The sequence below is a fragment of the Candidatus Gracilibacteria bacterium genome (assembly GCA_041661045.1).
Lineage (GTDB): Bacteria > Patescibacteriota > Gracilibacteria > UBA1369 > 2-02-FULL-48-14 > 2-02-FULL-48-14.
The window spans coordinates 1271992-1286017 of the sequence record JBAZVE010000001.1 but is presented as its reverse complement, the minus strand read 5'-3'; the positions used below and the strand labels follow the sequence as shown (position 1 = coordinate 1286017).

13 protein-coding genes, 1 tRNA gene and 1 pseudogene are annotated in these 14026 nt (G+C 48.6%); 9 read left to right on the top strand and 6 right to left on the bottom strand.

Annotated features, from left to right (window positions below; all coding sequences use genetic code 25):
- Positions 1-92 precede the first annotated feature (92 nt).
- Positions 93-857 (top strand): C39 family peptidase, encoded by a 765-nt coding sequence (locus tag WC777_06205; GenBank protein ID MFA6024755.1) that lies wholly within the window; start codon positions 93-95, stop codon positions 855-857.
- A gap of 66 nt (positions 858-923) precedes the next feature.
- Positions 924-2729, top strand: coding sequence for a translational GTPase TypA (gene typA / locus WC777_06200; protein MFA6024754.1), 1806 nt, complete (start codon positions 924-926; stop codon positions 2727-2729).
- Here the strand turns inward: typA and WC777_06195 are convergent.
- The 3 genes from WC777_06195 to WC777_06185 all read right to left on the bottom strand — a co-directional run bounded on the left by WC777_06195 (position 2726) and on the right by WC777_06185 (position 3338).
- A complete protein-coding gene (locus WC777_06195; protein MFA6024753.1) occupies positions 2726-2965 on the bottom strand; it encodes a type II toxin-antitoxin system RelE/ParE family toxin in 240 nt (79 codons plus the stop codon). The genes typA and WC777_06195 overlap by 4 nt on opposite strands.
- A 2-nt stretch (positions 2966-2967) precedes the next feature.
- Entirely contained in the window at positions 2968-3183 is a 216-nt protein-coding gene (locus WC777_06190; protein MFA6024752.1) for a hypothetical protein, read from the bottom strand.
- A 78-nt stretch (positions 3184-3261) separates the two neighbouring features.
- A tRNA-His gene (locus tag WC777_06185) sits at positions 3262-3338 on the bottom strand.
- Positions 3339-3430: 92 nt separating this feature from the next.
- Between WC777_06185 and WC777_06180 the strand changes: the two genes are divergently transcribed.
- Both WC777_06180 and WC777_06175 read left to right on the top strand, forming a co-directional pair.
- Positions 3431-3871, top strand: a complete 441-nt coding sequence (locus tag WC777_06180; protein ID MFA6024751.1) for a vitamin K epoxide reductase family protein — start codon at positions 3431-3433, stop codon at positions 3869-3871.
- The gene (locus tag WC777_06175; protein ID MFA6024750.1) at positions 3864-4241 is read left to right on the top strand and encodes a hypothetical protein; all 378 of its coding nucleotides are present in this window, start codon (positions 3864-3866) and stop codon (positions 4239-4241) included. Before WC777_06180 ends, WC777_06175 begins: the two co-directional genes overlap by 8 nt.
- On the opposite strand, the gene WC777_06170 is transcribed toward WC777_06175, so the two are convergent.
- On the bottom strand, positions 4238-7996 hold the full coding sequence (locus tag WC777_06170; protein ID MFA6024749.1) for a hypothetical protein: 3759 nt from the start codon (positions 7994-7996) through the stop codon (positions 4238-4240). The genes WC777_06175 and WC777_06170 overlap by 4 nt on opposite strands.
- A gap of 99 nt (positions 7997-8095) precedes the next feature.
- Here WC777_06170 and tig point away from each other — a divergent pair, with 99 nt between their 5' ends.
- From tig to WC777_06145, 5 genes and pseudogenes are all read left to right on the top strand, one after another.
- Positions 8096-9379: a trigger factor gene (tig, locus tag WC777_06165; protein MFA6024748.1), complete on the top strand. Its 1284-nt coding sequence runs from the start codon at positions 8096-8098 to the stop codon at positions 9377-9379.
- 187 nt (positions 9380-9566) lie between these two features.
- Positions 9567-10133 carry a hypothetical protein gene (locus WC777_06160; GenBank protein MFA6024747.1) on the top strand — a complete coding sequence of 189 codons (567 nt, stop codon included), beginning with the start codon at positions 9567-9569 and terminating at the stop codon, positions 10131-10133.
- A gap of 57 nt (positions 10134-10190) precedes the next feature.
- On the top strand, positions 10191-10706 hold the full coding sequence (gene rplS / locus WC777_06155; GenBank protein ID MFA6024746.1) for a 50S ribosomal protein L19: 516 nt from the start codon (positions 10191-10193) through the stop codon (positions 10704-10706).
- A gap of 40 nt (positions 10707-10746) precedes the next feature.
- A complete protein-coding gene (locus tag WC777_06150; protein MFA6024745.1) occupies positions 10747-11340 on the top strand; it encodes a ribonuclease HII in 594 nt (197 codons plus the stop codon).
- Positions 11316-12179, top strand: a pseudogene (locus WC777_06145) (polysaccharide pyruvyl transferase family protein). Before WC777_06150 ends, WC777_06145 begins: the two are co-directional and overlap by 25 nt.
- Positions 12180-12184: 5 nt before the next feature.
- On the opposite strand, the gene WC777_06140 reads toward WC777_06145, so the two are convergent.
- Both WC777_06140 and rfbB read right to left on the bottom strand, forming a co-directional pair.
- Complete coding sequence (locus WC777_06140) at positions 12185-13075, bottom strand: sugar phosphate nucleotidyltransferase (protein MFA6024744.1); 891 nt, start codon at positions 13073-13075, stop codon at positions 12185-12187.
- Positions 13076-13077: 2 nt separating this feature from the next.
- On the bottom strand, positions 13078-14019 hold the full coding sequence (rfbB, locus tag WC777_06135; GenBank protein ID MFA6024743.1) for a dTDP-glucose 4,6-dehydratase: 942 nt from the start codon (positions 14017-14019) through the stop codon (positions 13078-13080).
- Between the last annotated feature and the right edge of the window lie 7 nt (positions 14020-14026).

Sequence of the window (14026 nt, the reverse complement as noted above, 5' to 3'; positions counted from 1 at the left end):
AATAACAGGTTAAAGCCTCTCCCTAGGGAGGAATTGGGTTGACCAACCAGCATAAGTATGTTATTTTGTGCTAAATGAAATTAAGAAAAACCATGTCAGCCCTAGCACCTCTCGTCATAGGATCCGTCCTATTGATGGAGGATGGGGAGGCCGCTGCACCAGCCCATGTGGGAACAGCTTTTCTCGATGAATCCACGGTGCACACCTCCACAACTGATGCGAATGAACGGATTCAAATTGCCCTAGGTAAAAAGCCGGGTAGATTCCTATATGAGGTGCCTTTTCAGTCAGAGAGCGATGTGGGAGGAGCTACCATATCGGGACGCAACGCCAGCATAGTTTCTTGCTCTCCAGCAGCAGTTTGGATGCTGTTGAGTGCAACCGAAAACATCCCATCAGGATCTACTTTTGCTGATTTCATAGCTCAGGCAGCCAATGGAAGGCACCCTCAGTGGGGCTGGACTCATCAAGGTTTTCAAGAAACTGCGCAAGGGTATGATGTCACATTGGAGGTGAACGACTATGGGGATCAAGAAAGGTTCACCAAGGGGGAAGCGTGGGAGCAGCTAGTTCAGGATCTCGCCCGGTCCCCGGTAGCCGTATCCATTCGACAGATTGACCCAATCACTAAGGTTCCAGAAACCAGGAATACTCACATGATTGTTCTTCGAGGAGCTGAGAGTAATGGTCAGGGGGATGTGACTTTTTTCGTAAATGATCCTATCGCCAAATCCCCAACAACTCCACGCAACCCCGCCGGACCGCAGGCGCGTGACCGCAGGGTTGGGGTGACTTCTTTGTCAGGCGGCTTTGTACAGGACTCCTTCTTGGGTAGGTGGCTGGCACTTGCTGAGTAAAATTTTCCCATTGCCAATCCTATTTTCTCCTGTAGAATCCCTCTGCTAAGCGAACTCACCAACTTTATGGAAATTCGAAACATCGCCATCATCGCCCACGTAGATCACGGAAAAACCACGCTTGTGGATGCCTTGCTTAAAGCCGGTGGTGCTTTCAATTCACATGAAGCGGTGGAGGTTCGTGTGATGGATTCCAACGATCAAGAAAAGGAAAGAGGAATCACCATTTATGCAAAAAATGCCGCCATTCATTACAAAGGAAATAAGATCAACATCGTAGACACCCCGGGCCACGCGGACTTTGGTTCCGAAGTGGAACGCATCCTGCGAACCGTGGACGCCACGGTGCTGGTGGTGGATGCCTACGAAGGCCCCATGCCTCAGACGAAATTTGTGCTTCGCAAGTCGCTCGAACTCGGCCTCAAAGTGCTCGTGGTGATCAATAAAATTGATAAACCCACCGCCAGACCCGACCAAGTGCTCAACGAAATTTTTGACCTCTTCGTGTCACTCGGCGCCAACGATGAACAGCTCGATTTCCCTTATATTTATGCCATCGCTCGTGAAGGAGTGGCCATTCGTCACCTCACCGATGAGCGCAAAGACATCACGCCGCTCCTCGACTTTATTGTGGAGCATGTGAAGCAAGCGGAACACGACACCGAAAAAGCTTTCCGCATGCAGCCCGCAACCTTGGCGTACGACAACTTCCTTGGACGAATCGCCGTGGGTCGCGTGTATGAAGGAAAGCTTCAAACCGGAAAAATGCTCTACATCACCGATATGGAAGGCAACAAGCGAACCGCTCGCGCCTCTAAAATCTTCACCTATCAAGGACTGGACCGTGTGGAGGTGCCGGAAGTTTTTGCCGGAGACCTCGTGGCCGTTGCCGGAATTTCCGACATCGATGTGGGAGAAACCATTTCAACCGAAGAAAACGCGGAGCCGCTCCCTTCCATCAAAATTGATCCCCCTGCTATTTCCATTGAATTCTTGGTGAACAACTCTCCATTTGCGGGGAAGGAAGGAAAGTTTGTGACCAGCCGCCACATCCGTGAACGCTTGGAACGCGAACTGGAAACCAATGTGGGACTCAAAATTGAAGGAGTGCAGGACAGCGACACCATCATGGTTTACGGCCGTGGGGAAATGCAGATCGCCGTGTTGATTGAAAACATGCGTCGCGAGGGGTACGAGCTTCAGATCTCTCAGCCCAAAGTGATCATGCAAGAAGTCGATGGCAAAAAAATGGAGCCTTATGAAATGGCCGTGATCAATGTGCCCGACTCCGATGCCGGAAAAGTGATTGAAGCCATGGGAAAACGAAAAGCTGAAATGAAGAACATGAAATCTGAAAACGGGAACACCTTGCTGGAATTCGAAATCCCCACGCGTGGGCTGCTCGGTTTCCGCTCTCAATTCCTTATTATGACCAGCGGGGAAGGTACGATTTACCATTCCTTCGACCATTTTGGTCCTTACAAAGGAACCATCGACAAACGAACAGTGGGCTCCATGATTTCCGGTGAACCCGGCTCCGCTATGGCCTACTCCATCTGGAAACTTCAGGATCGAGGACCCTTCTTCATTATTCCTCAAGTGGAGGTTTACGAAGGAATGATTATTGGAGAACACAACCAAGGAACGGATATTGTGGTGAATGTGACCAAGAACAAAAAGCTCACCAATGTGCGCGCCTCCGGTTCCGACGAAGCCCTCACCCTCACGCCAATCTCCGAAATGACGCTCGAAAAAGCCATCGAGTACATCAAGGATGATGAATTCGTTGAAATCACTCCCAAAAACATCCGTCTCCGCAAAAAATACCTCACCGAAACCGACCGAAAGAGGTTTGGAAATAAGAACAACTAGTAGATATTTCCTCGGTAGTCGATATCTAAAACCTCTATTGAGCTGTCACGATTGACGAGGTAAATGATACGAATATCACCGACTCTTAATCGAAAAACATTTTTACCATATCCCGTCATTCTTTTGATGTTCTTGCCCAAGAATGGATTCCTCCTCAGTTCTTCCAGTTTCTTCTTTAGCCGTTCACGAGTCTTTGTATCTTGAGAATCAAAAAATTTCTTAATTTTATCAGTCATGTTTATAGCATCTTTATCAGATCATCAATGGGGATACCTTTCCCATTACTGTCTCGGTGTGCGTTGAATACATTGCCCTCCACCCAAGGCTCATCGTCCAAGAAAGCATCGACCAGAGTGATCCGAACGAGAGAACTGCTCGGAACCCCGTATTTTTTAGCTTTCGCTTGAATAGCCGCTTTAAGCTCATCATCGATCTGTATTTGAAGTAGACTCATTAAAATAACATTAAGATTACATTAAAATTATATGCTTTTTATGGGATACAGTCAAATCACTCGATTCAATCAAGTAAATGGGGTGAATGAAGGGTCTCGAACCCTCGACCTCCAGGGCCACAACCTGGCGCTCTAACCAACTGAGCTACATCCACCACTACTGTAAAAGCCCGCCCATTCTAGGTTTTTTGCTTGGAAAGAACAAGGCGAAAGTGTTAAAATCCACCTGACCCTCCAAATCAACAACATGAAATCTTCCAAACCTTTCTATCAAATGTTTACGGTTCTCAATGTGCTCGCAGCTGCAGTGGCCGCCTATTTGACCTACATTCATTACAAGCCCGCCCTCACGGATTTTTGTAATTTTGGAGAAAAATGGAACTGCGACATTGTGAACAAAAGCATTTATGCCGAAATTTTTGGCATTCCGGTGGCACTTTTGGGCCTTCTGGCCTATCTGGGCTTCCTGGCCTTTTCCATCCGTGGTCTTTTTAAGGATCAAACCAAGCTCGTTCCCCTCTACTTTTTTGCGCTTTCCGGTTCCCTGGCCTTTGCACTCTACCTCACCGGAATCGAAACCTTTGTGCTCAAAACCTACTGCCTTTTCTGCGTGATTCAACAAGTTCTCATCCTCATTCAGTGGGGAGTGGCCCTTCGTTTATACCTCTTAACTCGCCGTCATGCGTAAATTTGCCTTGCTTCTTACCGCCAGCCTTTTATTGATGGGTTGCCAGCGGGACACGACCTACGATGCCTTCGCCACCTGTATTGCCGAGTCCGACACCACATTTTATGGAGCTTTTTGGTGCCCTCACTGCGCCGATCAAAAGAAGCTTTTTGGAGATTCCGCCGACCTGCTGCCTTACATTGAGTGTGACCCCAACGGTAAAAACGCTCAAACCGAAGTCTGCAACGATGAAAAAATCCAAAGCTACCCAACCTGGAGATTCCCAGATGGCAGCAAAAAAACCGGCGTCGTCTCTCTCGAAGATCTCAGCGAACTCACCTCCTGCCCTCTCCCCGGGGAAGAAAGCATCATGGTGAAGGAAGAAGACTAAGCGTAAGGCACACCACCTTCGGGAAGCCCTCCATGCACATTGATCATGATTTCTTGCATCTCTTGTCGAATCAATTCCAGATAAGCAGGAAGGTTTCGATGGTGCTTGGGGTAGAAATACTCAGGGAATTTGTTGAGGATATGCTTTCGTACATCGTGGCCCTTTCGTTCAGCTTCCACCCGGTCGCTTATAAAGAGCTCAAAGATCATCTTGCTTTCATTTAAGACAAACTTCTTGAAGTCTTCGATCTCCTCATGGATATAAGCTTCATCCACCCCATTGGGGTTGGTCAAGATTTGAGCAAAACGAGCGTCCACCGTTTGTTTAAAGATTCGTGGCCAAATGTGATCCAGTTTGAGGAGTGCCCCAACTTCCGCACTGCTGTCGTACCATTCCCAGAATGCGCGAGGCGCCTCTTTTTCACGGTACAGATCAAGAGCGCTAAGCATATCTGGAGTTCTTGGCTTGCGTTTAGGGCTGGTCCTCCAAACATCGTAGCTTTCTAAATTGGACTTCAATCCACTGATTGCTCCGTTGTACGAGGTGTCGCTCACCGACTGCACTTGTCCATAAAAACGATCCGGGGAGTAGTCTTGCTTGCCCCCCATGTGCACTTGGAGATTCCAAATAAAGTAAGTGGCATAATCCTTAGGATCTCTAATAGGATCCATGGCTGGATTCTTGGCATCATTGATGCCCGCTTTCCACAAGTTCCAAACGGCGGCCATATTCTCAGGGTTGGGGAGGAAAGCATATTTCTCCCATTTCATGTTTTGAGTGATGTAGCTGGCCACAAGCTCACTGGCCTCCTTCCATTGGCTTGCATAAAAAGGACCCGCCTCAAGGGATTCAAGCATCATTTTTTGAGTGGCGACCTCATCCGTGAGCCCGTAATACCGGATTGCGTCATTTTGTGCCGCTAGAGCCGCATTGGCAATGGCCTCTTCAACCTGTTTTCGATTGGGTTTGAGGCCAAAACCGCCCACAACGGTTCTCAAGGCCCCCATCTTTTCAGCCAACTTCTCTTTGTAAAGCGTATCGCGTACGCTATCTCGCGTAAAGGTATTGCTGATTCCTTGTAGAGCAGATTGGAAACGGCTCGCCATAGCAGCGGGATCTTGATCCTGCAATGGAGCCAAAGCTTGACTGAGCCTATATTTTCCTCCACGGGGACCTTCACTATTCACCATTGCCATAGCCTCCTCAGCAGTGATCACACTATCCGGTGCTTCCAAAGGTTCTACGGTTGCTTCCACTACGCCGCCATGTTCAAGAGATTCTCGTTCGGTGTCAAAGAAAGCATCTTCTTTGCCCTGGAATGCGTCATTACTGTATTTATTGTTTCTAAACATTTCATTCACATACCTTGCCCCAAGTCCATTCACAGGGTCATTGATTAAAACAGTCATTTTGCGAATCACCGCTTTTTCCCATTCATTTTCAAATTGATTTTCAAGCTTATCATTCTTAAGCCAGTTGAGACCACTCTTGAGCCCTTCTTCAATTCTATTCATCAATCCACTTACCACACTGTGGTCACGGCCGGTATATGCCCCGGTAACGCGCAGCAAGGCTTCTTGCACTTGCGGTCGTCCCAAGAAGTCCTTAACCCGTTCGTCAGCTCGTGTGGTCCAGGCGGCTTCCAAGGTGGCATCAGGGCCAAGTTGGAAATTTTTTACAGCATCATTACTATACAGGACACTTCCACGGCCGGTCCCGTAACGGATCACAACCAGCGTAGCGCCGGCAACGCTGTCATCAATATCTTCAACCTCAAAGTCCACCCCAAACAGAGTTGAGCTGATGTCATCCGTAACACGAGTTTTAAAGACAACTTTTTCGTGTTCTTGTTTTGCATCGTCAAGGGTCGCAAAAGAAAGCCCATTGTCCGGCTTCCCATCCCGATCCGCATCCAAACCAATCTTAAAGCTCTTACTGTCCAAATCCACATAAAAGATGACGGGGACTTTAGGATCAGTAGGTTCCTGTAAAAAGTTGGGAAGACCCTTGTGGGCTGTAATAGACTCCGGGACAGCTTGTTCCCAGTAGCCCAGTTCATTGTATTTTTTGTCCCCACCTCCAACTGCGCCAGGCAAGGCTCGAAGGATTCGTGCATCCAATTCAGTAATAAATGGATCCAAAACGCTTTGCAGACCATCTCCGGTAAGCGCGCCCTCAATAAGGGTCTGACCACCCTTAATATAATCCGTAAACACATGGTCGCCATTATCACGGCGGTCGTATTTGTAGGGGTAACCCTTGATAAGGACAACGCCCGAAACGGAGCTGTCTTTTATATACTCTCCAAAACCGGTCATACTCTTGAGAGATGAAAGTCCGGCGGGGAGTCGTTCGGAGGAAGAAGCGGTCATTTCACCCACGCTTCCGGCTCCGGCAGGGGACATCATTTCATCACCTTCTCCGAGCACGCCCGTCATTACAAGGTTGTCTGGGTATTTACTAAGGAAATAATCGGCGCCGGCATCCGCCTGAGCGTCTTCTCCTTTTGTGGGAGAGATCTTTCCCTTTGCAAGGGCTTTATTATAAAGATGAATAAAGTAGGATCTATATCCCTCAAATAGAGGTTTATCTTCCACCATTTTTTCTTCTCGGGTGCTGAGCCCGTTACCAAGCAGGGCGGTGGGGTCGATGCTTCGAGCACCTCGCAAACCTGCTTTAAAAAGAGGAACAATAGTACGCACTTTTGAATCCACGGAAAGAATAAAATTATCCACTTGGTCTGTATCCTCGCTGGGCGTCCATTTCTTAAACATCTCACGAACCCGATCCATGGCCTCGGTACTGAACAATTGATCAGTATTGATACCCGTCAAATCTTCAAGCTGATCCATTCCACCCACGCCATTGCGTTTGAGAGCATCCCAGGCTGTTAAGCCTCCGGCGGCCACTCCCAATCCTCCCAAAATTCCGACGATCCATTTTTGAGCCCCTTCTTGAGGTTTTCCTACAAAAAAGTAAAGCAGGGCAGCCAGTCCGGCGACTCCCGCAGCAGCTCCCAACATATTACGAGGGTTTTTGCTCAAGTCTTTAATAGCATCCACGGTGGGCTTGGCGATCACGCCGGCTCCCATATCTTCCGCGGCATCTCGTAGGGTCTTCCATTGTTCAAAAATGGGCTGTAAGGAATCCGCAATGCCGGTCAATTGCTGTCCAAGCTTTTGAAGTTCGGCAGGGTAATCGGGAGAGCCCACTTTGGGAAGGGAGGCGGTCAGATCCGCAAACAAAGCAGGAGTCAGCACCAGTTTAGCGGCTCTTAAAATATTATCACCAGCTTTAAGGTCAGCTGGGATTAAGTTGTTAAGCGCCAAGGCTTCACAGGCCTTAGCAGCGGCTGTTTGTCCGGTGGCCAAGGTTTCCAGAGTTTCCACAGCTCCACTACCGGCTTGTGCACCAATTCTGGCACTCAAGCCATTGAGTTGTCGCACCAATTCTTCCAGAGAGGCTTCGTCGGCACGGAATCCGATTTCACGCATTTCTCGATCCAGAATACTTTTATCGATTGAATTTGTCTTCAATCTGTCGTTGAGCGCCTGTAAAGCGGCCTCTTGGTCGGGGGTTCGAGGGGTTCGTCCCTCCAAAGCTGCAATTTGAGCCTTCAAAGAATCTTCTTGGGCTTCAAGAACTCGATAAGCCTCCACAAGTTCGGCTTTTCTTTGCTCATTCTTCAGTTTTTCAGCTTCCTTCTCATCACGCCGTTCCTGTTTGCGCTCCTGTTTTTCGGGTCTTTGTGCCATACGGGTTTGTAAAAATCTTATAATTATACCAAAAAAGCCAAAGAATTGCAATACAGGAGTTCTGCAGGTATGCTGGGCGCAAATTTAAAACCCTCATTTATGCAAGTCACCCTTCAGACTCAAGAAAAATCTCAAATCAAAGTCACCGTTGAGCTCACAGCGGAAGAAATGAAAGCCTACCGCGTCAAAGCGCTTGCGGAACTCCAAGATAAGGTAAAGGTGCCCGGGTTCAGAGCCGGTAAAATCCCGGAAAATGTTTTGGTAGAACAGATTGGAGAACAGGCCTTCATGAGTCAGGTTTTGGACATCGCCCTTTCCGAATCTTATACCGCCGCGCTGATTCAGGAGAAACTGCGTCCGGTGGCGCATCCCAAGGTTGAGATTTTGGCGCACGATCCACTCAAGTACGAAGCGCTTGTGCCTGTTTTGCCTGAAGTGAAGTTCAAAAAAGAACCCGAAAAACTGCAGTTGACCCGAAAGGAAGTGGAGGTGAAGGAAGAAGAGTTGGAAGAGGTTTTGCAAAACTTTATGAAAAGGACGGTGGAATGGAAAGATCTTGAGGAGGGAGCGGCTCAAAAAGGCCACCGCGTGGAGGTGGATTTTGACGGTCAGGACATGGAAGGGGTGCCTTTGGAAGGAACCTCCAGCAAGAACCACCCCGTGATTTTGGGAGAAGGCTCCTTGATCCCAGGCTTTGAAGATGAATTGGTGGGGATGAAAAAAGGGGAAGAAAAAGACTTCGAAATCGTTTTCCCTAAAGATTACCACTCCGAAAAGTTCAAGAGTAAGAAAGTCAAATTCCATGTGAAGATCGGCCGAATCGAAGAGGGGAAGGCGGATGAGCTCAACGATGCGTTTGCACAAAAAGTTTCCGGAGACGAAAAAAAGACACTGCCGGCCCTCAAAGAAGAGATCAAACATGAGCTTCACCATCAGAAGGAATACCAAGAAGATCTTCGTTTAGAGAACGAATTTTTGAAAGAACTGTTGGATCTTGTGGAAGCCGAAGTGCCCGAAGCCTTGGTGGAAAAGGAAATCGACTTCTTGATCGAGCGCTTGAAAGAAGATTTGAAGCAACGCAAGCAAAGCTGGGAGGACTATGAAAAAGAGATGAAGGAGGCGGGAAAGGATCTTCGCAAGGAGCTTGAAAAGCCGGCCCTCGAGCAAGTCTTGGTTCGTTTGGCCTTGGAGCGCCTCTTCGAAATGGAAAATCCGGAGGTCACGGAGGCCGATATTGAGGAAGAAATAGACCGCCTTTTGAGCCGTTACCCCGCAGAGTTCAGAGTGATGCTCAAGAGCCGTTATGCAGAGGGAAGCCGTGAAAGGGAGATGGTGCACAGCGGAGTCCGTCTTCGTAAGATTGTAAAGGCACACACAAAATAGAATACAATTTTTGTTCAGCTCGGCTCGTTTAAAAAGTCGAAAGCACAAAAATTTTGTTCAAAGAATCCACTGGGCACAAGCCAAAACTACAGGTTAAGCCCAGTTTTTTCTTGCTTTTTGAATTAAAAAATTATACAGTGCAAGAGATCTTGGGTAAATATTGTATGCAGCGGGCACATCAATCAATATGTTAAAACACTTATTCACCTCAAAAGCTCGGGTAAAGCTCCTCACCATATTCCTGCTTCGGCCGGATGATGAGTTCTTTGTGCGTGAACTCACTCGTGAGCTGGACGAGCAAATAAACTCCGTTCGTCGCGAGCTCGACAATCTAAAGAAGCTAGGACTTTTACGCAGCCGTGCAAAAAATAGGAAAAAATTCTACATCGTGAATAAAAACTTCGTGCTCTTCAATGAACTGCGAAGCATCATCATCAAGGCCACCAATTCCAGTGAAAACTTGCTCAAGAACATCAGCAAGATGGGGGAGGTGGAATTCCTTCTGGTGGCCGGCTTCTTCCTTCAAAAAGAGTCCCCGGTGGATCTTTTGGTGGTGGGAACGGTGGACAAAGAGAATCTCGGAAAATTCCTGGACACGCTGGAAACCCAGGAGCCCATCAAGTTCAGTGTCCTCAAATCAGAAGATTTCCTGTATCGCCTCAAGTGCCGCGATCAATTCATTTTAGACCTCATTCAAGACCCCTCCAATATGATCGCCGTGAACAAGTTGGGGATAGAACCGGAGAAAATCTAAAAATGCCCTTGCAAAAGGGGAAAGAGGTACTTATATTATCCAGGCTTAATCTTTTATATGTCTAGAGCTCTCCTCGACTTCGTAGTGTCTTCCTCTGTAAAGAAGAATGTTCCCGTACTCAAACCGGGGGCTACTGTTAAGGTTTACCAAAAAATCAAAGAAGGGGGAAAGGAGCGCGTACAGATGTTTCAAGGTTTGGTGATCCGCGTCAGTGCGGGAGCCAGCGTGGACAAAACTTTCACCGTTCGCAAGATGGTGCAGGGAGTTGGAGTGGAGAAGATTTTCCCTTTCCACACCCCAACAGTTGAAAAAATTGAAGTGGTGAAGCAAGGAAAAGTCCGCCGTGCAAAACTCTACTACATGCGAGATCTTCAAGGTAAATCCACTCGTCTCAGAGAGACGGACCTTGCCTTGGCCATTATGGACGAAGCCGCCCCCGTTGTGGAGGAGGAAACCCCCGTTGTAGAAGAAGCTGTGCAGGAGGAAGCTGCTGCTCCAGAAGCAGAAGCTGCTCCAGAAGTGGAAGCTGCTGCGCCAGAGGAAGAGACTCCGACAGAAGACGAAGAAAAATAAGCTTTCGGGCTTTTTTTTGAAACGCTAGGATAAGGAAGTTATGATTCCTAGATTTAATGGTATCGTGGTTGGGATGGACGAAGCGGGTCGCGGCTCATGGGCCGGACCGGTTGTGGCCGCCGCCGTGATTCTTCCCAAAGGGCTAAAACTGAAAGGGCTCAAGGATTCCAAGCAAGTCACCGCCAAAGCGCGCGAAAAACTTTTTCAGCTCATCGTGGCCGCTTGTCCCTATGGGATTGGGGTGGCAACAGAGATCGAAGTGGATGAAAAAGGCTTACTCAACGCCACTTACTGCGCCTTCCAGCGAGCTCTGGAGAATCTCCCAACCGTGCCCGACCAAATTTTAATAGATGGACGAGACAAATTCTCCTTTAAAATTCCTCACCTCTCCATCATTCGTGGAGATCAAAAAGTGCCCTGCATCTCCGCCGCCAGTATACTGGCCAAAGTGAGCCGTGATCGCATGATGGTGGACTACGCCAAAACTTATCCCAATTATGGATTCGAGCTGCACAAAGGCTATGGGACCGAGGCCCATCAACGATCCTTGCGACAGTTTGGCCCCTGTGACCTCCATCGACACTCGTACAAACCCTTAAAAGCATTGCAATGCAGCCAAACAGCATTCTTATAGTCGGAAATTATGGAGCGGGAAATTTGGGCGACGACGCTATTTTGGGCGGCATCGTGACCGAGCTTCGAAACAACGGATTTAAGGGAGAAATAATGGTGAGCCATGGAGGAGTGGAAAGCAGCAGAGAAATCTATAAAGGGTTAAAAAAAGTTCCCTTTATCCCCACGGGCTTGAGGAGCCGTTTGAAAAAAGGAAATCGAAAGGCGGCCGAAGCGGCAATCCAAACCGCAGACCGTGTGATCTTGGGGGGAGGGGGGCTATTTGTGGACACGGAAACTTGGAGAGCCCCCTTCATTTGGGCAGCCCAGGCCAAAGCCTATCGTCGTCTAAAAAAGTCCTATTGGATTTATGGGCAAAGCATCGGGCCGCTCAAGAGTAGATTCTCCAGATATTTGGCAAAAAAAACCTTTAAAGGCGCCGCGGGGATTTTGCTGCGAGATGGCGACTCCAAGCAGATTCTAGACTCTCAAGGGATTGCATCCACTCAAGGAGCAGACCCGGCATTCTCCTGGCTTCTGGAACAAAAAAGAAAGATTCCCAAGAAGCCGGTGCTTTTGCTTTCACTTCGAGATTGGCCAGGATTCGGTCCAAAAGAGTGGAAACCTTTGATCAAAGAGATTCAGGTCTTTGCGAAAAGAAGAGGGCTCAAACCCATTGCCATCAGCATGGCCCCCGGCAGCACGCAAGAGCTGCAAGCGCTCAAGGCCTGTGGCTTGGAACTCTACGCGCCACGCTCGGCGCTGGAGGCCTTTGAAGCCTTCGAAAAGGCCCAAATGGCGGTTACCGCCCGTCTACATGCCGGTATTTTTGCATTGGCCGCCGGGACGCCCTGCATCGCTCTTTCTTATTCCAAAAAGGTCCAAGCCTCGCTCGAAGGGTCTTGCCGAGTGCTTTCCGGGGAAGAGATAGGTCCGGAATCGCTTCGTCAGGCACTCAAAGACACTGTAAAAAACACGCCAAGCAACCTGGAAAGCCGCCTCATCTTCAACCAGTCTTTCATAAAGCAAGTGCTTCAGTGAGCCAGGTTTTCCTGAATAAAACGAGAAACAGCCATCATTTGGTCTATGGATTCCCCGCAATCCCCCCAAAAACCATCCAAAAGAGTGTGGCTGAGGCTTCCATTGTGTACAAAAAAGTCATTCACCGTAGTGATCTCCAACTCGCCTCGAGCGGAAGGCTGAATCTCCTGAATGATTTCAAAAACTTTGGGGGTGTAAAGGTAAGCTCCCGTAACCGCATACTGGCTGGGAGGGACACTTGGCTTTTCTAAAATTTCAACAATTTTCCCATCCTCAAAACGAGGGACCCCATAACTTTCAGGTCGGGAGACCTCTTTAAGGAAAAGATGAGCCTCGTTGTTGCCCGATTCAAAGGCCCGAGCGGCCTCGGTAAGGGAATCTTCAAAAATATTATCTCCGAGCATCACCACAAACTTTTCTTCTCCGACGAAATCTTTGGCCAAACTCAAGGCTTGGGCGATGCCACCCGCTTCTTCTTGAACCTCATAGGCAATGCTGAGACCAAACTCGGTCCCGGCCCCCAAAAGTTCCAAAAAATGACCCGCATGCCCCTTGCCGGAAACCAAAAGTACGGATTTGACCCCCATCTCCTTAAGTTTAAGGAGCGGGTAGTAAATCATGGGCTTATTGTAGATGGGAAGCAGGTGCTTGTTGGTCACCTTAGTCAACGGCGACAACCTGGATCCAGTTCCTCCGGCAAGAATTACTCCTTTCATGATTAAAGTGTATACCAAGCAATGGTTTTGCGCATCCCTTCTTCAAAAGAGACCGCGGGAGTCCACCCCAACTCTCTTTGCATCTTCCCAAAATCAATCGCATAGCGCTCATCATGGCCGGGTCGGTCGGGAACGAAAGAAATCAAGTTTTCCGGTCGTCCCAACAGTTTGAGAATCATGCGGGCCACCTCAATATTTTCAGCTTCGGCATGCCCTCCAATATTGTAAATCTCACCAACTTTTCCAGTCTCCAAAATGCGTAAAACGGCATCACAGTGATCTTGGACAAAGAGCCAATCTCGGACATGTTTGCCATTTCCATAGAGGGGAAGGGCTTCTCCGGCAGCGGCTTTGCGGATCATAAGAGGAATAAAGTTTTCCAGGCTTTGGTAGGGGCCATAATTGTTGGAGCAACGGCTGATGCTTACGGGGACACCATAAGTTCTCAAATAGGAAAGACACAACAAGTCCGACCCCGCTTTGCTGGCGGAGTAGGGGCTGCTGGGGCGAAGGGGAGAGTCTTCTCGGAAATGGTCTGTGCTGCCAAAGCCCAAATCTCCATAAACCTCATCCGTGGAGATGTGGTGAAACCGTTTGATCTTAAAATCTCGAGCATTGTCGAGCAAAACTTGAGTTCCATGGACATTGGTGTCCACAAAAAGTCCCGGATTTTTGATGCTGCGATCCACATGGGTTTCCGCCGCAAAATGAACGACAGCATCAAAGTGTTCCGCCTCAAAAAGAGCGCGGACAAGATCGCGATCCTGAATCCGCCCTTCCACAAATTGGACTCCCTGTTCTTCGGCTTTCGCCAAATGTTCTCGGTGCCCGGAATAGGTGAGGGCATCCAGAACCACCAAAGCATCCTCCGGTCGTTTCTCCAGATGCCGATACACATAATTGCTGCCAATGAACCCGGCGCCGCCGGTGACGAGGAGCTTCATAAAAACC